The sequence below is a fragment of the Streptomyces filipinensis genome (assembly GCF_014649495.1).
Classification (GTDB): domain Bacteria; phylum Actinomycetota; class Actinomycetes; order Streptomycetales; family Streptomycetaceae; genus Streptomyces; species Streptomyces filipinensis.
On record NZ_BMTD01000003.1, the window covers coordinates 208,236 to 228,411 of the forward strand.

Genomic DNA, 20,176 nt, shown 5'->3' on the forward strand with positions numbered 1-20,176 from the left:
AGAATTCCAGCAAGCAGAACGTAGCTACGTACAAGCAGGGAGTCAACCGGCCGCCGGGTAGGCTTCTGCCCTCCCGCCAGCCCCGAAAGGAACGCGCCGTGCCGACGTCCAGCGCCAGCACCACCGACTCCGCCAAGCCCTCCGCCGGCGGCGGGGTCCAGTCCCTGGAGCGTGCCTTCGACCTGCTGGAGCGGATGGCGGACGCCGGCGGCGAGGTGGGCCTCAGCGAGCTGTCCGCCACCAGCGGCCTGCCGCTGCCGACCATCCACCGGCTGATGCGCACCCTGGTCGCCTGCGGATACGTCCGCCAGCAGCCGAACCGGCGGTACGCGCTCGGCCCCCGCCTCATCCGGCTCGGCGAGTCGGCGTCCCGGCTGCTCGGCACGTGGGCGCGGCCGTACCTCGCACGGCTGGTCGAGGAGACCGGCGAGACGGCGAACATGGCGCTGCTGGACGGCGACGAGATCGTGTACGTGGCCCAGGTGCCGTCGAAGCACTCGATGCGGATGTTCACCGAGGTGGGGCGCCGGGTGCTGCCGCACTCCACCGGGGTGGGCAAGGCACTGCTCGCCGGGGTGCCGGACGACGAGGTGCGGGCCCTGCTGTCCCGCACGGGCATGCCGGCCGCCACGGAGAAGACCATCACCACGCCGGAGGGCTTCCTCGCGGCGCTGGAGGACGTACGGCGGACGGGGTACGCCGTCGACGACAACGAGCAGGAGATAGGGGTGCGGTGCCTTGCGGTGTCCGTGCCGGAGTCCCCGACGGCCGCGGCGATCTCGATCTCGGGGCCGGCCGGGCGGGTCACCGAGGCGGCCACCGACAAGATCGTGCCGGTGCTGCAGGAGATCGCCCTTGAGCTGTCCCAGGCGCTGGCGAGTTCGGGCGCCTGAGAGTCCGCAGGGGCGTTCACCGTCGCCGGTGCGGCTGGGTCGTGGTCGTTCGGGCGGTTCCCGCCGGATCGGCACACCTAGCCCCGCTGCGTCGGCTCCCCGAAGAGATCCACCGCCTCCCGGACGCCCGTCAGGCCCCTCGCCAGGGCGCTGACCGAGCCGATGGCTCCGGCGATCAGTAACAGCGAGCTGCGCAGGCGGGGGATCTCCGGGCGGCCGTCCGTGGCCATCGCCGCCAGGGCCGCCAGCTCGTCCTCGGCTATGGCGCGGTCGGGGAACTCGGACGGGAGCGCGGCGAGTTCGCGGCGCAGCCGGGACACCGCGGTCCGCAGCTCCGCCACCCTCGGGTCCTCGCCACTGCCGGTCACTGGCCTCTGCCCCAAGCTCCGCAACACAGCCCTCCCCCTCACACGCCGTCGTGCGCGGGCCAGTAAACGCCACCGCGTCCGGGAGCGCCACAGCGCGGACCGAAATTCAGCCCAAGGAAACGGGCCGCCGCCGGGCGCGTCAGGTATGCAGGACGCATGACGGACAAGCATCACGAGGAGGTCGCCGGGCTGCTGCTCGCCGCCGGCGGGGGCAGACGGCTCGGCGGGCGCCCCAAGGCGCTGCTGGAGCACCGGGGGCGCCCGCTGGTCGAGCACGCGGTCGGGGTGCTGCGCGCGGCCGGATGCGCGCGCGTACACGTCGTCCTGGGCGCCCGCGCCGGCGACGTGCGGGCGCGGGCCGACCTGACCGGCTGCGTGCTGGTGGACAACTCCGACTGGGCCGAGGGCATGGGCTCCTCGCTGCGGGCCGGACTGGCCTCGCTGGCCGGCACCGGGGCCCGCGCCGCCCTGGTCAGCCTCGTCGACCAGCCGGGTATCGGGGTGGCGGCCGTGGCGCGGGTGCTCGGCGCGTACGAGGACGAGAAATCGCTGGTCTCGGCCGCCTACGACGGCACACGCGGGCATCCGGTGCTCTTCGGCGCGGCCCACTGGCCGGGCATCGCGGCGACGGCCACCGGGGACCGCGGGGCCCGCGCCTACCTGAAGGAGCACGCCGGGCACATCCGGCTCGTGGAGTGCGCGGACGTGGCCGAGCCGTTCGACATCGACACCGAGGCCGACCTGCGCCACCTTGAGTGAAGAGGGTGGCACTGGGCGCCACCTTGCCTCGACCCAGAGAATCTCGACATCAACAAACCATTGAAGTTCCACAATGAGGAAACTACTATCCACTGTTCAGAAGCGCCTGACCGCACAGCGGGCGCTGTTTGCCCTTTTCGTGCCTCTTGGCACCCGGTGCCACCGCTGAAGGAAGTGACAGCTCATGTCCGCACCAGCGCCGTCTCCGCTGGCCATCGTCGACGCCGAGCCCCTGCCCCGACAGGAAGAGGTCCTCACGGACGCGGCGCTCGCCTTCGTGGCGGAGCTGCACCGACGGTTCACCCCGCGCCGTGACGAGATCCTCGCCCGCCGGGCCGACCGCCGCGCCGAGATCGCCCGCACCTCCACGCTCGACTTCCTGCCCGAGACCGCCGCCATCCGCGCGGACGACTCCTGGAAGGTCGCCCCGGCGCCCGCCGCGCTGAACGACCGGCGCGTCGAGATCACCGGCCCCACCGACCGCAAGATGACCATCAACGCGCTCAACTCGGGCGCACGGGTGTGGCTCGCCGACTTCGAGGACGCCTCCGCGCCCACCTGGGAGAACGTGGTCCTCGGCCAGGTCAACCTGATCGACGCCTACACCCGCCGCATCGACTTCACCGACCCGGCGTCCGGGAAGTCGTACGCCCTGCGGCCGAACGAGGAGCTGGCCACCGTCGTCATGCGCCCGCGCGGCTGGCACCTGGACGAGCGGCACCTGGCCGACGCCGACGGCCGTGCCGTCCCGGGCGCCTTCGTCGACTTCGGCCTGTACTTCTTCCACAACGCCCAGCGGCTGCTGGACCTCGGCAAGGGCCCGTACTTCTATCTGCCGAAGACCGAGTCGCACCTGGAAGCCCGCCTGTGGAACGACGTGTTCGTCTTCGCGCAGGACTACGTCGGCATCCCGCAGGGCACCGTCCGCGCCACCGTCCTGATCGAGACGATCACGGCCGCGTACGAGATGGAGGAGATCCTCTACGAACTGCGCGACCACGCCGCGGGGCTGAACGCCGGCCGCTGGGACTACCTGTTCTCGATCGTCAAGAACTTCCGTGACGGCGGCGCCAGGTTCGTCCTGCCGGACCGCAACGCGGTCACGATGACGGCCCCGTTCATGCGGGCGTACACCGAACTCCTGGTCCGCACCTGCCACAAGCGCGGCGCGCACGCGATCGGCGGCATGGCGGCCTTCATCCCCTCCCGGCGGGACGCCGAGGTCAACAAGGTGGCCTTCGAGAAGGTCCGCGCCGACAAGGACCGCGAGGCGAACGACGGCTTCGACGGCTCCTGGGTCGCCCACCCCGACCTCGTCCCGATCGCCATGGAGTCCTTCGACAAGGTCCTCGGCGACAGGCCGAACCAGAAGGACCGGCTGCGCGAGGACGTCCACGTCGAGGCGGCCGACCTGATCGCCATCGACTCGCTGGACGCGAAGCCGACGTACGCCGGGCTGGTCAACGCCGTCCAGGTCGGCATCCGGTACATCGAGGCCTGGCTGCGCGGGCTCGGCGCGGTCGCCATCTTCAACCTCATGGAGGACGCGGCCACCGCCGAGATCTCCCGCTCCCAGATCTGGCAGTGGATCAACGCGGGCGTCGAGTTCGAGAACGGCGACCAGGCCACGCCGGAACTGGCCCGCAAGGTCGCCGCCGAGGTGCTGTCCGGCATCCGCCAGGAGATCGGCGAGGAGGCCTTCGCGGCCGGCCACTGGCAGGAGGCCCACGACCTGCTGCTGCACATCTCCCTGGACGACGACTACGCCGACTTCCTGACCCTGCCGGCGTACGAGCAGCTCAAGGGCTGACCCACCGGGCGGTACGGCGCGTCGAGCGGCTCCGGGCAGCGTCCCGGAGCCGCTCGCGCGCGCTCAGCCCAGGTGCGCCGACCAGTCCTGTTCCGCCGCCGGCTTGCCGTGCAGGTCGGGGACGCGCTTGAGCCAGTCCGGACGGCCCGCCTGCGTCCTCGCCGCACGGGCGGCCTCCTCGGCCGCGAGTTGCTCGCGGTCCGGGAAGTCGGCGGGCAGCCACTGGTGCGACAGGCGGACACGGGCCAGCAGGTAGTCGACGTAGGCGGCGCGCACGTCGTCCGGGGCCGCGAAGCCGGCGTCCTCGGCCAGCCAGGCGTCCGGGACCTCGGCGACGATCCCACGCAGCAGTTCCTCGGTCACCCGTGGAACGAGTTCGGCGTCGGCGGCGCGGACGTCGGGGCCGTAGTGGCCGAGGGCGTGCCCGCGGAAGTCGTACCTCTTGCCCGGCGTCGTGGTGTCCCAGCGGTGGTGGAACACGAGGGCGGCGCCGTGGTCGATGAGCCACAGGCGCGGCGGTGCGGTGCCCAGCGTCGGCCAGACCATGAGGTTGGAGCTGTGGACCGTGCGGTCGACGTTGACGGTCAGCGCGTCCAGCCAGACGATCCGGCCGGCCTCCAGCGGGTCGACGGGAAAGCTCTTCGCGATCTCCGGGGTGAAGTCCCGGGCACCCGGCAGATAGTCCATGCCGAGATTGACGCCCGCGCTCGCGCCGTGCAGCTCCCGCACCTCCTGGTGCGGTTCGCCGGCGGCGATGGCCGGATCGAAGTGGACGAGGACCAGCTCGGGGAAGCGCAGGCCGAGCGCGCGGGCGAGCTCGCCGACGATCACCTCGGCGACCAGCGCCTTGTGCCCCTGTGCCGAGCCGGTGAACTTCACGACGTACGTGCCGTCGTCGTCGGCCTCGACGACTCCGGGCACGGAGCCGCCGGAGCGCAGCGGGGTCACGTATCGAACAGCAGTCACGTCGCGCAGCACGTGGTTCAGGGTAGGCGCTGTACCTCTCAGGGGCGCCGAGGGTGAGGTCTGTCACACGGACCCGGGCTACTAACCATGCGGGCTAGTAGAGACAGCCACGGCGACATATGGGATTTGTCCGGCTTGCCGTGGACTTGCGGTGATCTTCAGGTGCCGGTTCACCGCCCACCCGCCGGCCTCCCGGATTCCTCTCCCCCCGCGCGTTTCTGACGCGCCGCCAGAAACGAGCAAACATCGCGAACGCGAAGCCTGCATTCCTCGGCTCGCCTGGCAAGGGCCGGCCGGACCTACTAGCCGGGGTAGTGGCACAGCCCTTTGCGCTCCTTGTGAGGGCGTCCTGAGAATGAGCGCCCGGCGATCACCGAGTGAGGTTCACGCATGGGCAAGCACCGCAGGACACAGCATCTCCGGCGGATAGTCATCGCCGCCGTCGCCATCGGCGCGGTGGGGGTGCCGTCCGTCGCCCTGGCCTGTTCCGACTGGCCGTACGGCACGGCGGGCCCGTCCGACGTCGCCGCGACGAGCACGCCGCAGCAGCGGTGGCAGCACGCCCACTGGCATCACCACCGCAATCACCACCACGCCGGCACACCTCGGGCCACCGTGTCCCCCGAGCCCCGCGCCACCGCTCACCCGAGCACCGGCACGAAGGTCACGGTCCACACGCCCGCGCGGACCCCTGCTCCCCGCACGCCCAGGGCCACCACCGCCGTGCCCGCGGCCCCTGCCGCGCCGAGCACCCCGAAGGCCGCACCCAGCACCCCGAAGGCCGCCCCGAGCACCCCGAAGGCCACGCCGAGCACCCCGAAGGCCACCGCCACGGCGTCCGGGGTCGTCGCGCGGATCGTGCAGCTCGTCAACGCCGAGCGCGCCAAGGCCGGTTGCCAGGCCCTGACCCTGAACCCGGCGCTGACCAAGGCCGCGCAGGCCCACAGCGCGGACATGGCGGCCCACCAGAACATGTCGCACACCGGGTCCGACGGCTCCTCCCCGGGCGACCGCATCACGGGCGCCGGCTACAACTGGAGCGCCTACGGCGAGAACGTCGCCTACGGCTACGCCACCGCCGACGAGGTCATGGCGGGCTGGATGTCCAGCCCCGGACACCGGGCCAACATCCTCAACTGCTCGTTCCAGGAGATCGGCGTCGGTCTCGCGCAGCCGGGCAGCTACTGGACCCAGGACTTCGGCACCGCCCGGTAGAGGGCGCGGGTCAGCGGCCCGCCAGCGGGTTCGGCAGGGGCAGGTAGCGGGCGTCCGCGCCGTCCGCGCCGGTCCAGCGCAGCAGCAGGTTGGTCTTGCCGGGCAGGGTGGGCGAGGCGAGCAGGGCGGGGACCTCGGGCAGCGGGTGCCGGGCGAGTTCGTCGCGGGCGGCGGGCCAGGGGTCGAATCCCGGGTGGTGTGCGCCGAGGGCGGCGGCGATCTCGGCGAGGTGGTTCACCACCAGGCAGTAGACCAGCCGTTCCCAGCCCGCGGCCCTGCTCACGTCCGGCAGCAGCTTGACGCCCTCGGCGTCCCGGAACAGCGCCTGGACGGGCGTGCCGGCCGCGTCCACGGCGACGAGGGTGTTCTGGAGGTGGGCCTCCAGGACGACGCCGTGCTCGTCGAAGGCCGCCAGGGCGGGCGGGACGACCTGGCGCAGATACGCCGCCCACCAGGCCGCCGGGTCGGCCGCACCGGCCAGCGGGCTGCCGTCGAAGCCCTCGGCGAGGGCGGCGGCGAGCAGCGGGGTGGCGCCAGGCAGCAGACGCTCGCGCAGGCCGTCGCGGACGAGGACGGCCAGCTCCTCGAAGGCGAAGGCGGCCGTGCGGTAGCCGCGGTCGCTCAGCCAGGCCGCGGGCGGGGCCAGCGCCGTGAAGGCGTGCTCGGCCGCCGTGTCGGTGCGGCGCAGCCGACGCAGGTCATGGCGCCACAGGCGGCGGATGTCGTTGGTGATGCGGACGTCCAGGCTGAACTTCAGGAACAGGTCGCGCCGCGGCGCGTACACCGTGCGGACCGCCGCCGTGGGCCAGGCGTCGAAGGCGGTCTCGCCGAGGCGGAGCAGACGGCCGTCGGCGAAGGCCTCGGCCAGCTCCCGGCCCACCAGGTCCAGCTGCCAGGGATGGGCCGGCAGCAGCCGGTAGCCGGGCGGGGCGGTGCCGAGCGCGTCGAGGGCGCCGGTGTCGCCCTCCTCGGCCACCTGGTCCTCGCGGACACCGAGCAGCACCAGCGGGAAACGGGCGTGCGCCTCGGGTGCGTACGGCAGCCAGGACGCGACCGGGCCGCCGCCGCGCGCCTTGGGGGCGGGGTGGCACGGGTGCCCGGTGATCAGGGACTGCTCGGACAGCAGATAGGGGTCCGCGGGGGGCGTCGCCCGGGCGCGGGCGGTGAGCAGCGCGGCGACCGCGTCCCGGCTGTCGACCATCTCGGCGGGCAGGTCGCCGCCCGGCAGCCCGGTGTGCCGGCGCAGCTCCTCGGCGACCAGTTTGACCAGTTCGGTGTGGCCGACGCGGTGCCAGCCCCCGGCCGCGCGCACCTCGGGGTCGGTGGGACGCCGGCCGGCGCGCACGCGCAGCAGCCGCCCGCTCGGCAGCCGGTGCACCCGCCGGTCACCGGGGTCCGGGAGCGGCTCGGCCACCTCGCGCAGCAGGCAGTTCAGCAGCGGCGCGGCCGCGTAGGCGTCGGCGCGGCGGCCGACGGCGTCGGTGGGGGGTGTGGGGTCCACGCGATCCGTTCGTTTCATCGGGGGTCGTCGCGCTCAGTATGTCTGTCGTCCCTGACAATCGTCCCGCGTGCAGCGGGCAACCGAGGAGCCGACCGTGCACCGTCCCCCCACGACCGAAGCCCAGGTCGCCGAGGAGCTGGCCGTCGTCCGGCCGGCGTTGCTGCCCCGGTACACGGCGGAACTGCCGGGTGCCCGTGCCGCCGTGCTCACCCGGCTGTGGCGGGCGCTGGCCCACGAGCCGCTGGCGTGGGTCACCGGCCGGGTGCACGGCGCGCACAGCCTGGCGCTGCGACTCGCCGACGGCCGGACGCTGTACGGCCCGCACGCGGACCCGTACGCCACGAGCGCCTACGTCACCGGCGTCCGCCTCGACCGGGAGCGCCATGTCGATCCGGCCCGGCTGATGAGCGCTCTCGCGGTGCCGCACGGCGCCGCGTTCGCCGCCGAACTGGCGGGCAGCGTCGCCTCGTTGGCGCTGTCGCGGGCCGGTGCGGATCACTCGAAGGAGTGGCCGCCGGAGGTCCCCCCGGCCGAGGACTGGGAGTGGGAGCAGCGGGTGACCGACGGGCATCCGTACCACCCCGCCTGCCGTTCCCGGCCCGGTTTCTCGGTGGCCGACCAGCTGGCGTACGGACCGGAGCACCGGCCGGTGGTGGAGCTGGGGACGGTGCCGGTGCCGGCGGCCGAGTGCCTGGTGAGCGGTGACTGGCCGGAGGAACTGCGCGACGGCGGACGGCTGCTGGTGCCCGTCCACCCGTGGCAGGCCGGCCACGTCCTGAAGCGGTCGTACGACCCCTGGCGTCCGGGCCGTCCGCTGCTGTCCCTGCGCACCCTCGCGCTGCCGGGCGGCGTACACGTCAAGACCGCGCTGAGCGCCCGGCTGACGTCCTCGGTGCGGGACATCTCCCTGTACTCGGTCCAGGCCGCGGCGCCGTTGTCCGCCCTCGCCGCACAGCTGGCGGCGCGCACCGACGGCCTGCTGCACATCACCCGCACGCTGGGCGCCGTCTCGGCGCACTCCCCCGACCTGGCCGCGCTGCTGCGCGAGTCGCCCGGGGCGTACGCGGGCCCCGGTGAACGGGTCCTGCCGGTGGCCGCGCTTCCCGCCACCGGCCTGCCGGACACGCCCGCCTGGACGGCCGCGTTCGCCCGCCTGGCGCTGACGGTGGGCCTGCGCCTGCTCGACCTCGGTGTGGCCCTGGAGGCGCACGGCCAGAACCTGCTGGTGGTGCTGGCCGCCGACGGCACCCCGCTGCGGCTGGTCTACCGCGACCTGGCCGACATCCGGATCAGCCCGGCCCGCCTGATCCGCCACGGCATCGTCCCGCCCGCGCTCACCGGGCGCCTGATCACCGACGACGAAACGGCCCTGCGCCGCAAGCTGTTCGGCTCCCTGGTGGCGGGTGCGCTGGCCGGTACGGCGGGTTCGGGCGCGGCGCTGGGCGCGGCCCTGTCCGCCGCCGTGGCGGACCTCCCGGACACCGCCGACGTGCGTGCCCTGCGCGAAGGCCCGCTGCCGGCCAAGGCGTTGACCCTGATGCGGCTGTCCCCGCGGATCCCGGGCGACCAGTGGACGTCCCTGCCGAACCCGCTCGTTTTGGAGCCCGGCCCGTCCGTTCCATAGGATCCGCCGATGATCACAAGACAACGGCTGGCGGCGGGCGTCTGTGCTCTGCTCGCCGCCCTGGCGGCCGGGGTCGCGTTCCCCGGCGGAGCCGTCGCCGACGAGACGCAGGCGGCCGCCCCGAAGGTCGAACTCGTGCTGGACGTCAGCGGTTCGATGCGCACGCGGGACATCGACGGCGACTCCCGGATGGCCGCGGCGAAGCAGGCGTTCAACGAGGTGCTGGACGCGACCCCCGAGGAGGTCCGGCTCGGCATCCGCACCCTGGGCGCCAACTACCGCGGCGACGACCGCAAGGAGGGCTGCAAGGACACCGCGCAGCTCTACCCGGTCGGCCCGCTGAACCGGACCGACGCGAAGACGGCGGTGGCCACGCTGCAGCCGACGGGCTGGACGCCGATCGGGCCCGCGCTGCTGAAGGCGGCGGACGACCTGAACGGCGGCGACGGGACCCGCCGTATCGTCCTGATCAGCGACGGCGAGGACACCTGCCAGCCGCTCGACCCGTGCGAGGTGGCCCGCGAGATAGCCGCCAAGGGCATCGGACTGACCATCGACACCCTCGGCCTGGTGCCGGACGCCAAGACCCGCGACCAGCTCAGCTGCATCGCGGACGCCACCGGCGGCACCTACACCGACGTCCGGCACAGGGAGCAGCTGTCGGACCGCGTCGGGCAGCTGGTGGACCGGGCGGCCGATCCGGTGGTGACACCGGTGGCCACCGAGGGCGCCGCGAGCTGCGAGAAGGCGCCGACGCTGAAGTCCGGGCTGTACACGGACCGTCAGGAGTTCGGGCAGCAGCGCTGGTACAAGGTCGAGGTCGATCCCGGCAAGGAACTGCGGGCCTCGGTGAGCGTGGCCGACGACCGCGCCGTGAACCCGGACTACGGGGTGCTGCTGCGGGCGGTGACCTCGCACGGACGGGAGATCGTGCGCGGCGAGGCCGCCGGCACGGGCCGTACGGACGTGATCTCCACCGGTCTGCGCTATCCGAAGGCGGACAGCGACGACGACACGGCGTCCGCGGAGACGGTGTGCCTCCAGGTCACCCACTCCTTCTCGGCCGCGGCGGGTGTGAAGACCACGCCGGGTCTGCCGCTGGAGCTGACCGTCGACGTCGTGGACGGGCCGTCCGGGCACCATGACGTGGCCGCCTTCGGTCTCGGTCGCGGCTGGTGGCTGCTGGGCGCGCTGGTGCTGACCGGCTTCCTGGCGGGTCTGCTGTGGGGCTGGCTGTCGCGCTGGCGGGTCGCGGTCTGGAGGACGAACTGATGCGGATCACACGTGTGCTGAGTACGGCGCTGCTCGCGCTGGGCCTCGCGGCCGGACCGGCCGTGGCCGACTCCTCCCCGTCTCCCGGCGCCTCCGACGACGGCAAGGCGCCCACGCAGGCGGGCACCTCGTTCCGTACGGCGACGGAGCTGCGGCAGGGCCAGCAGGCCACGGCGTCCGGTTCGACGGGTGACTACCTGTACTGGTCGTTCCCCGCGGACACCGGGCAGCGGCCCACCGTCAAGGCGACGGTGAAGCTGCCGGCGACGCACGGGGCGCAGACCTGGCAGATCGACGTGTACGACGGGCTGCGGCGGCGCCAGGCCTGCCAGTACGGGGCGGCGTCCCGTACGGCCGGGCAGGACGCGTCCTCCGTGGACCTGGCCTGTGTGCTGCGGACCGTGCGCGGCTGGTCGGAGCCGTGGGCCGACGACCCGCTGCCGGGGACGTACTACATCCGGCTGACGGTCGTGGACCTGGGCTCCGCCGACCTGGGCAAGTCGGTGAGCGCCGACGTCCGCGTCGACTCCAAGGACATCGGCGGCGCGGCGGCGGTGGACGGCTCCCTGGGCAGGCCGCTGGTGCCCGGGATTGCCGTCAAGTCCGGGAAGGAGGGGGACGGTTCGAAGACGGCGGTGCTGTCCAGCTTCGGCTCCGACGACGGCTGGTCCTCCGGCTGGTGGTCCGACCGCTGGGTGTGGACCGCGATCGGTGGCGTGCTCGCGGCGCTCGCCGGGATCGGCGGGTACGCGCTGACGCGGGGATCGGGACGGCCGTCCCGGGTGCCGCCGAACGTCTGAGCAGCCGCGGAGGAAGGCCCGCCCACCGGCGGGCCTTCCTCCGCTGTGTCACGCCTCCCGCAGCGCCTTGGCGAGCGTGCCCTCACCGCTCACCGTCACCCGGCCGGACCGGACGGCGTCGGCCAGCGTCAACTCCCCGCGGGCCACGGCCTCGCAGACCGCCGCGTCCAGAGCCAGCCGGGCGTCGGCCGCGCCGGGCGCGGGGCCGTCGCCGTACACCGGCCCCTCCTGCGCACCGACGCGCAGATAGAACTCCCCTTCCTCCAGCTGCACCGCCACGATCCCCTCCCCCTCCAGGGCGCGCAGCAGCGGCAGCGCGAACCAGTGGGCGCGCACCGCGTCGGTCGGCCGCCGCTCGCCCAGCTCGGCCTCGCCCCAGCTGCCCAGCGCCTGCAGCACGGGGAGCAACGCCCATCCACGCGCGGTGAGTTCGTAGACGTAGGCCGCACCCGGCGGAGGCAGCCGGCGGCGGGTGGTGAGGCCGTCGCGCTCCATGTCCCTCAGCCGCGAGGCGAGTACGTCCGTGCTCACGCCGGGCAGGTCCGCGTGCAGGTCCGTGTAGCGGCGCGGGCCCGCCAGCAGTTCCCGGACGATCAGCAGGGTCCAGCGGTCGCCGACGAGGTCGAGGGCGCGGGCTGCGGAGCAGTACTGGTCGTAGCTTCGGCGTGGTGACATGCGACGCAGTCTAGACACGTTGTTGGACTTTCCAAGCTCGAACTTGGTAAAACCAAGCAACACGAGTTTCCGGAGGGGTCCATGGAGTTCCGGCAGTCGAACAAGCTCAGCGAGGTCTGTTACGAGATCCGCGGCCCGGTGATCGAGCACGCCAACGCGCTGGAGGAGGCCGGGCACAGCGTGCTGCGCCTGAACACCGGCAACCCCGCCGCCTTCGGTTTCGAGGCACCGGAGGAGATCCTCCAGGACATGATCCGGATGCTGCCGCAGGCGCACGGCTACACCGACTCCCGCGGCATCCTCTCCGCCCGCCGGGCGGTCGCCCAGCGCTACCAGAACCTCGGCCTTGAGGTCGGCGTGGACGACGTCTTCCTGGGCAACGGCGTCTCGGAGCTGGTCTCCATGGCCGTGACGGCCCTGGTCGAGGACGGCGACGAAATCCTCATCCCCGCCCCGGACTTCCCGCTCTGGACGGCCGTGACCACCCTGGCCGGCGGCAAGGCGGTCCACTACCTGTGCGACGAACAGGCCGACTGGAACCCGGACCTGGCCGACATGGCCTCGAAGATCACGGACCGGACGAAGGCCGTGGTCATCATCAACCCCAACAACCCGACGGGCGCGGTGTATCCGAAGGAGGTCGTCGAGGGCATCCTGGACCTGGCCCGCCGGCACGGCCTGATGGTGTTCGCCGACGAGATCTACGACCAGATCCTGTACGACGACGCGGTCCACCACTCGGCCGCCGCCCTCGCCCCCGACCTGGTCGTCCTCACCTTCTGCGGCCTGTCGAAGACCTACCGGGTGGCGGGCTTCCGCTCCGGCTGGCTGGTCGTGACCGGCCCCCGGCAGCACGCGAAGGACTATCTGGAGGGCCTCACCATGCTGGCCTCCATGCGCCTGTGCGCCAACGCGCCCGCCCAGTACGCCATCCAGGCCGCGCTCGGCGGCCGCCAGTCCATCCGCGAACTGACGCTGCCCGGCGGCCGGCTGCACGAGCAGCGGAACGTGGCCTGGGAGAAGCTCAACGAGATCCCCGGCGTGTCCTGCGTGAAGCCCAGGGGCGCGCTGTACGCGTTCCCGCGCATCGACCCGAAGGTGCACCGGATCCACGACGACGAGAAGTTCGTCCTCGACCTGCTGCTGCGCGAGAAGATCCAGGTGGTCCAGGGCACCGGTTTCAACTGGCCCTCCCCCGACCACTTCCGCGTCCTCACCCTGCCGCACGCGGAGGACCTGGAGGCGGCGATCGGCCGGATCGGGCGGTTCCTCGGCGGGTACCGGCAGTAGCCCGTTTCACACATTCGCTCGCCTGTGCGAAGATCGCCCCGCACGAACCGGGGGATCTTCGCGTCTGACCAGCGCCGCGCCGCCGTTCCCCCGGGTCCGGTTCCAGCAGACCCGCAGCAGACCAGGGGGAGCACCGTTGATCTCGTCCAGAAAACCGTCCTCGTCGCGCATACGCCGGACGGCCGTCGCCGTGGTGTGCGGCGCCGCCCTCGGGGGCGGGATGGCGCCCGCGCAGGCCGCGACCGCCGCGTCGCCGGCGCCTTCGGCCGGGCAGGAGGCGCGGCAGGCCGCGCGGTTCTGGACCGCGCAGCGGATGGCGGACGCGGCGCCGCTGGACGGGCACCGGGCGCGGCCGGCGGGACCCGGTCCGTCGGCCGCGGCGGCGGGCCGCCCGCAGGGCACCCTGTTCCAGGGGACGCGGCTGGTGGGCACGTTCTTCGGGTCCGACGGGCCGGGGGGCACCACCTGGCACTGCACCGGCAGCGTGATCGACACCCCCGCGAGGAACATCGTCCTCACGGCCGCCCACTGCGCGCTGAACATGAAGGGCGACTACGTCTTCGTCCCCAAGTTCGTGAAGGGCGCGAGCCCCGACCGGCAGCCCTACGGCATCTTCCACATCCAGCGGATCTTCATCGACCCCCGGTACGTGCCCGACAGGGGATCGTCGACCACCAAGAAGCCCGCGTCCGACCTGGACACCGCGTTCGCCCGGGTCTCCGCCAACCAGCGCGGCCAGAGTCTCCAGGACGCGGTCGGCGGCGGGCTGACCTTCACCCGCGCGTCCGGCTACACCCACAAGAACGTCACCGTCGTCGGCTACCCCGCCTACCGGCACAACGCCGCCGGACGCGCCGTCAAGTGCACCGTGCCGACCAAGCAGCTCCCCGGCTACCGGCAGATGTCGATGACCTGCGGCGGCTACTACGGCGGCGTGTCCGGCAGCCCGTGGATCACCGACTACAAGGACGACGCGGGTACCGGTCACGTCATCGGTGACCTCGGCGGCTACAACGGCGGCGGCAACGACGCGAACGTCGACTACATCAGCTACGCCCCCGCGTTCGGCACCGACGCCGCCAACCTCCTCGCCGCCGCGGTGGCGAACCGGAACCCGGCCGCCGGTCTGCCCCCGTACCAGGGGCTCCAGTTGCCCGGCGGGGCGGGCCGCTGGCAGAAGGCCGCGCTGATGGCCTCCGCGGACTACACCGGTGACGGCCACGGCGACCTGCTCGTCGTCTGGTCCGACGGCGGGGTCACGCTGTACCCCGGAGACGGCGACGGCGCGTTCGGTGCCGAGAAGCGGCTGCTGAAGGCCAACTCCACCTGGACCCACGCCCGCAACGTCACCGCCGGGACGTTCACCGGCGGCCGTCCGGGCCTGCTGGTGCGCTGGTCGGACGGCGAGGTGACCCTCTACCCGGACCTCGGCGCCTCGGGGGTCGGCAGGGAGGTGCAGATGGCGAAGCCCCGCTCCGGCTGGGAGAACGTCGTGCAGCTCACCGCCGGGCAGTTCCACGGGGCCGACGGCCCGACCGATCTGCTGGCGCGGCGGTCCGACGGCACGCTGATGCTGTACACGGGGATCCACTCCGGCTCCTTCGGCACCGGCAGGCGGCTCCTCGCGGCGAACGGCACCTGGACCAAGGCCGCGCTGCTGAGCGGCGGCGCCTTCAGGGGCACGGCCGGCTCGGACCTGCTCGTGCGCTGGTCCGACGGCTCCCTCGACAGCTACACCGGTGTCTCGGCCACCGGGCCCGGAACCCGGTCCCGGCTGCTCGGCCCGAACGGCACCTGGCCGCACGCCCAGGTCATGACCACCGGCGACCTCACCTCCGACCGCACCGGCAACGACCTGGTCGTGCGCTGGTCCGACGGCGAGACCACGCTGTACGCCGACACCGGCGCCAAGACGCTCGGTACCGAGAACACACTGGTCCTGCCAGGCACCTGAGCCGCCGGGAATGCCCTGCGGCCGCCCGCCGTTGACGATCCCTGTTGGTGATCACCGGACAGGGGGAACGACATGTCGACCGATGTGCACGGCACGGTGGCGGAGGGATTCGAGGGCGTACGCGAGGAGTTCGCGGCGGTGCTCGCCGGGGAACGGGACGACCCGGGCGCCCAGCTCGTGGTGTACCGGCACGGGCGGCGCGTGGTGGATCTGTGGGGCGGCGACGGCATCGACGGCGACTCGCTGACGACCCTGTACTCCATCGCCAAGGGAGCGGCACACCTCGTCGTCGCCCTGCTCGTCCAGGACGGGGTGCTCGACCTCGACCGTGAAGTGGCCGCCTACTGGCCCGAGTTCGGCACGCACGGCAAGGACCGGCTGACGCTGGGCGAGCTGCTGGAGCACCGGGCGGGACTCGTCAGCGACCCCGAACAGCCCTTCACCATCGAGGAGCTGGCCGACGACCGGGTGGTCGCGGCCCGGCTGGCGACGCGCAGGCCGCTGTGGGAGCCGGGCAGCGCCTGGGGCTATCACGCCTTCGTCATCGGCGCCCTCACCGGCGAGGTGGTGCGCCGGGCGACCGGCCGGTCGATCCAGGAACTGTACGAGGAGCGGATCCGGGCGCCGTACGGGCTCGACTACCACCTGGGGCTGCCCGCCGCGGCGGAGCCACGCTGGGTGGACGTCCAGCCGCTGGTGCCGACCCCGGAGGAGGCCGCGCTGCTCAAGGAGCGGGCGGCGGCTCCGGACAGCATCCGGGGCATCGCCTTCAACGCGCACGGCCCGGCTCCGACCGACCTGGTGGCCTTCGGCAACCACCCCCGGGTCAAGGCCCTCGGGCCGACCTCCTCGGGCGGGGTGGGCAACGCGCGCGGCGTCGCCGGGATGTACGCGGCCGCCATCTCCACCGTGGACGGCCGGCCGCCGCTGCTCACGCCCGCGACCGCGGCCCTGTTCGGCGCGCTGCGCACCCCGGGCGGGCCGGACCTGGTCACCGGCAGCGAGAACCACTTCGCGCGCGGCTTCGAGCACACCCCCGCGCTCTACCCGTTCCTCGACCCCGGCACCTTCGGGCACAGCGGCGCGACCGGCTCGCTGGGCTTCGCCGACCCGGCGAACGGCATCGCGTACGCCTACACCCGGCGCCGGTTCTCCTTCCCCTCCGGGGTGGGCGCCGCTGTGGAGAACGGCCGTCTGGCGCAGTCCGTCCTGCGGGCCGCGGCCTCCCTGTGACACCGTGCTGACAGGCGAGCGGGAAGGGCGCTGACGTGGGTGACCTCTTTCTCGTCCGGCACGGTGAGACCGAGTGGTCGCGGTCCGGACGGCACACCGGCTGGACCGACGTACCCCTCACCGAGCACGGGCGGAAGGAGGCCCGCGGGCTGGTGCCGCTGATCCGCTCGCACCGGATCGGGGCCGCGTTCGTCAGTCCCCTGCAGCGGGCCCGGGAGACCGCCGAACTCATCGGGGTCCACGACGCCCGGATCGACGCCGACCTGCGCGAATGGGACTACGGCGGCTACGAGGGCGTGACCACCGTGGAGATCCAGCGGGACCGGCCCGGCTGGTTCCTGTTCACGGACGGGGTCGCCCCCGGGCCGCCGGAGCACCCGGGCGAGTCCCCGGAGCAGGTCGGCGAGCGCGCCGACCGGATGCTGGCCAAGGCCGACGCCGCCCTCGCGAACACCGAGGGAGTCGTCGTCCTGATCGCCCACGGCCACTTCCTGCGCGTCCTGACCGCGCGCCGCCTCGGCCTCCCGCCGCAGCACGGGGCACTGTTCCAGCTGGCGACGGGGGCACTGTGCCGGCTGGGCACGGAGCACGGGCGGCCGGTGGTGGCGGGCTGGAACATCCGGCCGCGGGAGTAGGGCGCCGCGGGCCCTGGCATACCGGCGGCGGTACACGGGCGACCGTATACGGAAGCCTGCCCGCTGACGTTCGCATACGGCCTTCTGTCCACGGGCCCCCGCGTTGTCGGACCCGGACCGTACTCTGCGGAATGGGCCGTCCGGGCGGGCGGCCCCGGACAGAGGACGGCACCGGGGGGAGCACGCTGTGACACGACCGCCGACCGCCGCGCAGCGGCGTCTGATCGAGGCCGCCGATCCGGTGACCGGGCGGCTGCGCGGTACGCAGGCGCAGCTCGCGGCGCTGGCCGAGCGGGGGCTGGCCTTCCGTCACCCCCGGCCGCCGCACGCGTACTTCCTGACACCGGCGGGGCAGCGGACACGGGAGGCGGAGCCCGAGGCGGCCGAGAAGAACGCGGTGGCCGCGGATCCCGCGCCCGCCGGGGGCGTGTTCGCGGCCCGGACCGGTGGCGAGCAGGGGCCGCACGCGGCGGGGCCGGCACGCCTGCGGGAGGTCCGCAGTGCCTGGCAGGGGCTGCTGGAGCTGCGCCGGATGACCAACTCCGACGGCGCGGTGGACCGGCCGTGCGGATGGGAGCGCACGCATCTGGTGCGGGCGGTGGCGCTCGCCCTGGAGGCGGCCGGACACCCTCCGGCGGGCGGGGACGCGGACGGCTACCGGGTCCGCGCGACCCCGCAGCCGGAGGCCGTCGCCGTGTACGCGCCGGACCCGGAGAGCCTGGCGGCCTGCGCGGCGACGCTCGCGGGCGCGGGCTGGCAGGCGGGGGAGTACACCGAACCGCGGACGAGGGTGCGCTATCTGCTGGCCTCGCCGCGCCGGGTGTGAGCGGCATGCCAAGATCGATCGATCCGAGTTCCGAACACGAGAGGGACAAGCAGTGACCGAGGCCTTTTCCGTCCGTGTGACCGTCCGCGGTTACGAGACCGACACCCAGGGACACCTGAACCAGTCCGTGTACCTCAACTACGCGGAGCACGCCCGCTGGTCGTTACTGCAGGCGGCCGGCATAAGCCAGGCCCGCCTCATGGGCCAGGGGGTCGGTCCGGTGTCGCTGGAGACGACCATCCGCTTCCGGCGCGAACTGCTCGCCGGTGACGAGGTCGACGTGAGCTGCGGGTTCGAGTGGGACGGAGGGAAGACCTTCCGGATCGTGCAGGAGATCCGGAAGGCCGACGGCACCCTGGCGGCCGAGGTGAGCGCGGTGGGCGGCCTCCTGGACCTCAAGGAGCGCAAACTCGTGTCCGACCCTCGGAAGGTGTTCGAGGAACTGACCACGGACCTCGCCCTGTTCGGCCTGTAGTCCCCCGGGCGTGCCCCTCAGGCCTCGCCGAAGGCGGCCCTGTGGTCCTGCGCCCACTCCCGGAAGGACCGCGCCGGCCGGCCCAGGACCTCGGGTACGTCCTCGGTGACCACCGCGTTGCCGCCGTCGCGGACGAACGCGAGGCCGGCCAGGACGCCGTCCGCCCGGGTCTCGTCGAAGCCCCAGGTGGTGCGCAGGAAGTCGCGGGTCTGCTCCGGCGACAGGTTCCGCGCCGCGACGGGGCGGCCCAGGACCTCGGCGAGCACGGCGGCCTGGCCGGGGACGCCGATCGCCTCGGGCCCGGTCAGCGTGTACGTCCGCCCCGCGTGCCGGCCGTCGAGCAGGGCCCGCACGCCGACCGCGGCCACATCGCGCGGGTCGACCACACCCGACGCGCCGTCCCCGGTCATGTTCGGCACCGGCTCGCCCGCCCGGAGCGCCTGGACCCAGCTCAGCGTGTTGGAGGCGAACGACGACGGCCGCAGCACGGTCCATGCGGCTCCGCTGTCCCGCACGGCCCGCTCGCCGTCCAGGTGCCAGAGCCCGGAGGGCCCGGAGGCGGCGTCCCCGGTGCCGATCGCGGAGAGCTTCACCAGCCGGCCGACGCCCGCCGCGCGGGCCGCCGCGACCAGCGCCGCGTCCTGTCCCTCGTCGGGGCCGGGCGGCCGGAGCAGGAAGGCGGCCGTCACACCCGCCAGCGCGGCGTCCAGGGACGCCGGGTCGCGGTAGTCGCCGCGCACCACCTCCACGCCGGCGGGTACCTGTGCCCGCGCCGGGTCGCGGGTGAGTGCGCGCACCTTCTCACCGCGTGCGGCCAGCTGTCGTACGACGTCACCGCCGATGGTGCCCGTGGCACCCGTCACCAGGATCATGAGGACCACGATGGGCCCGTCGAGGGGCTCGGCTCTTGGAAATTCCGGCACGTTCGGCCCGCCCGGACGACGGTCGGGGGCGCTTACGGTGGAGGGGTGCCGATGACCACCGCCGAGCAGGCTCCGACCGTGCCCGAGGTGCTGCGCCCGTGGATCGCCGGGCTGCGGACCCTGACCTTCGCCGAGCCGCCCGAGGAGACGTTCGTCCAGCTGCCCGACGCGGTGACCAAGGTGGTGCTGCGGATGACGGCGGACGGGCGGCGTGAGGTGCTGGCCGTCGGGCCGCGCGTGCGGGCCTCGTACCACGAGGGGAAGGCCCACATCTCGTGTGTGGAGCTGCGCCTGGCACCGGGTACGGCCGGGCCCCTGCTGGGCGTTCCGGCCGCCGCCCTGCTCGGCCGGGCCGTGGCACTGGACGAGGTGCCGGGCGCGGCGGGGCGCCGGCTCGCGCGTGAGCTGGGCCGGCTGGATCCGCGGGAGGCGGGGCCGCGTCTCGCCGAGGTGCTGCCCGGGCTGCTGTCCGCCGCCGTGGATCCGGCGCGGGCGGCGCTGCTGCGCGCGGGTGTGGAGGCGTTGTCGGTGCGGGCGGACCGGGAGCCGGCCCGGGTGAGGGAGGTCGCCCGGGAACTGGCCGTCAGCGAACGCCAGTTGCGGAACCTGTTCGCCGAAGGTGTCGGGGTGTCCCCGAAGCACTACGCCCGTATCGACCGTGTCCGTACGGTGGCCACCCGGGCGGGCAGTGCCCGCTGGGCCGAACTGGCGGCCGCGACCGGCTACTTCGACCAGGCGCACATGTCGTCCGACTTCCGGTCCCTGATGGGGGTCCCGCCCCGCTCGTACGCCATGGGCCGGCTGCCCGCGCTGACCCCGTGTCAGGCCGGGTTCCGCCGGGCGGGTGAGGTGCCACCCCAGGGCTTGGGAGGCGAGGGCGGGAAGCCCACCCCGTAGGCCGCGTACGACGGCCACCGGGCGTCGACCGCCTGCCACAGCGACGGCGCGGGGTACGGC

The 20,176-nt window shown here is 73.5% G+C and carries 19 protein-coding genes; 14 read left to right on the plus strand and 5 right to left on the minus strand.

Features of this window, described 5'->3' with window-relative positions; all coding sequences use genetic code 11:
* The first annotated feature begins 98 nt into the window (after nucleotides 1–98).
* A complete protein-coding gene (locus IE244_RS09440; RefSeq protein WP_191872440.1) occupies nucleotides 99–893 on the plus strand; it encodes an IclR family transcriptional regulator in 795 nt (264 codons plus the stop codon).
* A 77-nt stretch (nucleotides 894–970) separates the two neighbouring features.
* Here the strand turns inward: IE244_RS09440 and IE244_RS09445 are convergent, their stop codons facing one another.
* The gene (locus IE244_RS09445; protein ID WP_191872441.1) at nucleotides 971–1,288 is read right to left on the minus strand and encodes a DUF5955 family protein; all 318 of its coding nucleotides are present in this window, start codon (nucleotides 1,286–1,288) and stop codon (nucleotides 971–973) included.
* A 129-nt stretch (nucleotides 1,289–1,417) separates the two neighbouring features.
* Between IE244_RS09445 and IE244_RS09450 the strand changes: the two genes are divergently transcribed.
* Entirely contained in the window at nucleotides 1,418–2,020 is a 603-nt protein-coding gene (locus IE244_RS09450; protein ID WP_191872442.1) for a nucleotidyltransferase family protein, read from the plus strand.
* Between the two features lie 184 nt (nucleotides 2,021–2,204).
* Nucleotides 2,205–3,830, plus strand: a complete 1,626-nt coding sequence (gene aceB, locus IE244_RS09455; RefSeq protein WP_191872443.1) for a malate synthase A — start codon at nucleotides 2,205–2,207, stop codon at nucleotides 3,828–3,830.
* A gap of 63 nt (nucleotides 3,831–3,893) precedes the next feature.
* Here aceB and IE244_RS09460 read toward each other — a convergent pair whose 3' ends face one another.
* Entirely contained in the window at nucleotides 3,894–4,808 is a 915-nt protein-coding gene (locus IE244_RS09460; protein ID WP_191872445.1) for a HipA family kinase, read from the minus strand.
* Nucleotides 4,809–5,186: 378 nt separating this feature from the next.
* On the opposite strand from IE244_RS09460, the gene IE244_RS09465 reads away from it, so the two are divergent.
* Nucleotides 5,187–6,011, plus strand: coding sequence for a CAP domain-containing protein (locus IE244_RS09465; protein WP_191872447.1), 825 nt, complete (start codon nucleotides 5,187–5,189; stop codon nucleotides 6,009–6,011).
* A 10-nt stretch (nucleotides 6,012–6,021) separates the two neighbouring features.
* Here IE244_RS09465 and IE244_RS09470 read toward each other — a convergent pair whose 3' ends face one another.
* The gene (locus tag IE244_RS09470) at nucleotides 6,022–7,530 is read right to left on the minus strand and encodes an IucA/IucC family protein (RefSeq protein WP_191872449.1); all 1,509 of its coding nucleotides are present in this window, start codon (nucleotides 7,528–7,530) and stop codon (nucleotides 6,022–6,024) included.
* A gap of 76 nt (nucleotides 7,531–7,606) precedes the next feature.
* On the opposite strand from IE244_RS09470, the gene IE244_RS09475 reads away from it, so the two are divergent.
* Genes IE244_RS09475 through IE244_RS09485 form a run of 3 tightly spaced genes read left to right on the plus strand, consistent with a single transcriptional unit; the run spans nucleotide 7,607 to nucleotide 11,208 of the window.
* On the plus strand, nucleotides 7,607–9,136 hold the full coding sequence (locus IE244_RS09475) for an IucA/IucC family protein (RefSeq protein WP_191872451.1): 1,530 nt from the start codon (nucleotides 7,607–7,609) through the stop codon (nucleotides 9,134–9,136).
* A gap of 9 nt (nucleotides 9,137–9,145) precedes the next feature.
* Nucleotides 9,146–10,408 (plus strand): VWA domain-containing protein, encoded by a 1,263-nt coding sequence (locus IE244_RS09480; protein ID WP_191872453.1) that lies wholly within the window; start codon nucleotides 9,146–9,148, stop codon nucleotides 10,406–10,408.
* Nucleotides 10,408–11,208 (plus strand): hypothetical protein, encoded by an 801-nt coding sequence (locus IE244_RS09485; protein WP_191872455.1) that lies wholly within the window; start codon nucleotides 10,408–10,410, stop codon nucleotides 11,206–11,208. The genes IE244_RS09480 and IE244_RS09485 overlap by 1 nt, the downstream gene beginning before the upstream one ends.
* Before the next feature lie 48 nt (nucleotides 11,209–11,256).
* On the opposite strand, the gene IE244_RS09490 is transcribed toward IE244_RS09485, so the two are convergent.
* Nucleotides 11,257–11,883 carry a winged helix-turn-helix transcriptional regulator gene (locus tag IE244_RS09490; protein WP_191872456.1) on the minus strand — a complete coding sequence of 209 codons (627 nt, stop codon included), beginning with the start codon at nucleotides 11,881–11,883 and terminating at the stop codon, nucleotides 11,257–11,259.
* An 81-nt stretch (nucleotides 11,884–11,964) separates the two neighbouring features.
* Here IE244_RS09490 and IE244_RS09495 point away from each other — a divergent pair, with 81 nt between their 5' ends.
* The 6 genes from IE244_RS09495 to IE244_RS09520 all read left to right on the plus strand — a co-directional run bounded on the left by IE244_RS09495 (nucleotide 11,965) and on the right by IE244_RS09520 (nucleotide 18,296).
* Nucleotides 11,965–13,173 (plus strand): pyridoxal phosphate-dependent aminotransferase, encoded by a 1,209-nt coding sequence (locus tag IE244_RS09495; RefSeq protein WP_191872458.1) that lies wholly within the window; start codon nucleotides 11,965–11,967, stop codon nucleotides 13,171–13,173.
* A gap of 136 nt (nucleotides 13,174–13,309) precedes the next feature.
* Complete coding sequence (locus IE244_RS09500; RefSeq protein ID WP_229854024.1) at nucleotides 13,310–15,127, plus strand: trypsin-like serine peptidase; 1,818 nt, start codon at nucleotides 13,310–13,312, stop codon at nucleotides 15,125–15,127.
* Nucleotides 15,128–15,199: 72 nt separating this feature from the next.
* Nucleotides 15,200–16,360 (plus strand): serine hydrolase domain-containing protein, encoded by a 1,161-nt coding sequence (locus IE244_RS09505; RefSeq protein WP_191872460.1) that lies wholly within the window; start codon nucleotides 15,200–15,202, stop codon nucleotides 16,358–16,360.
* A gap of 35 nt (nucleotides 16,361–16,395) precedes the next feature.
* Nucleotides 16,396–16,995 carry a histidine phosphatase family protein gene (locus IE244_RS09510; RefSeq protein WP_191872462.1) on the plus strand — a complete coding sequence of 200 codons (600 nt, stop codon included), beginning with the start codon at nucleotides 16,396–16,398 and terminating at the stop codon, nucleotides 16,993–16,995.
* Between the two features lie 187 nt (nucleotides 16,996–17,182).
* Nucleotides 17,183–17,821 (plus strand): hypothetical protein, encoded by a 639-nt coding sequence (locus IE244_RS09515; RefSeq protein ID WP_191872464.1) that lies wholly within the window; start codon nucleotides 17,183–17,185, stop codon nucleotides 17,819–17,821.
* Nucleotides 17,822–17,873: 52 nt separating this feature from the next.
* On the plus strand, nucleotides 17,874–18,296 hold the full coding sequence (locus tag IE244_RS09520) for an acyl-CoA thioesterase (protein ID WP_191872466.1): 423 nt from the start codon (nucleotides 17,874–17,876) through the stop codon (nucleotides 18,294–18,296).
* Between the two features lie 17 nt (nucleotides 18,297–18,313).
* On the opposite strand, the gene IE244_RS09525 is transcribed toward IE244_RS09520, so the two are convergent.
* Complete coding sequence (locus tag IE244_RS09525) at nucleotides 18,314–19,168, minus strand: NAD(P)H-binding protein (RefSeq protein WP_373305724.1); 855 nt, start codon at nucleotides 19,166–19,168, stop codon at nucleotides 18,314–18,316.
* A gap of 102 nt (nucleotides 19,169–19,270) precedes the next feature.
* Between IE244_RS09525 and IE244_RS09530 the strand changes: the two genes are divergently transcribed.
* Nucleotides 19,271–20,116, plus strand: a complete 846-nt coding sequence (locus tag IE244_RS09530; RefSeq protein WP_191872901.1) for a helix-turn-helix domain-containing protein — start codon at nucleotides 19,271–19,273, stop codon at nucleotides 20,114–20,116.
* The last annotated feature ends 60 nt before the right edge of the window (nucleotides 20,117–20,176 follow it).